Raw genomic sequence first — 604 nt, forward strand, 5'->3', positions numbered from 1 at the left:
CTCGGCCTCGGCCCGCACGGCCCCGATCGCGGTCGAGACCGCGCCGGTGCCGCGCGCCGCATCGGCGACGCTGCGGGCGATCTCCCGCGTGGCGGCGCCCTGCTCCTCCACCGCGGCGGCGATCGCCGCGGCGATGCGGTCCACGGATTCGACCTGGGTTGCGACGCCGCGAATGGCCCCGACCGCATCGGCGGTGGCGGACTGGATGGCGCCGATCTGGCGGCCGATCTCCTCGGTCGCCTTGGCGGTCTGCGCGGCCAGCGCCTTCACCTCGCCTGCCACGACCGCGAAGCCCTTGCCGGCCTCCCCGGCGCGCGCCGCCTCGATCGTCGCGTTCAGCGCCAGCAGGTTGGTCTGGCCCGCGATGTCGCTGATCAGCTGCACCACCTCCCCGATGCGGCTCGCTGCCTCCGCGAGGCCCTGCACCGTCGCGTCACTGCGGCGGGTATCCTCCACCGCGCGGCGCACGCCCGCGGCGGCCTCGCCGACCTGGCGGGTGATCTCGGCCACGGCGGCGGTCAGCTGCTCGGCGCCGGCAGCCACGGCCTGCACGTTGCCGCTGGCCTGGTCCGCGCCCGCAGCGGCCGAGACCGCCTGGCCGGCG

The 604-nt window shown here is 77.2% G+C and carries 1 protein-coding gene; it reads right to left on the minus strand.

Annotated elements, in window-relative coordinates; all coding sequences use genetic code 11:
- A partial coding sequence (locus OZN99_RS33120; protein ID WP_270939405.1) for a methyl-accepting chemotaxis protein occupies window positions 1-604 on the minus strand: 604 nt, incomplete at both ends.

Origin of the sequence: Falsiroseomonas oryzae, from assembly GCF_027856955.1 — a bacterium.
GTDB classification, from domain to species: Bacteria; Pseudomonadota; Alphaproteobacteria; order Acetobacterales; family Acetobacteraceae; genus Falsiroseomonas; species Falsiroseomonas oryzae.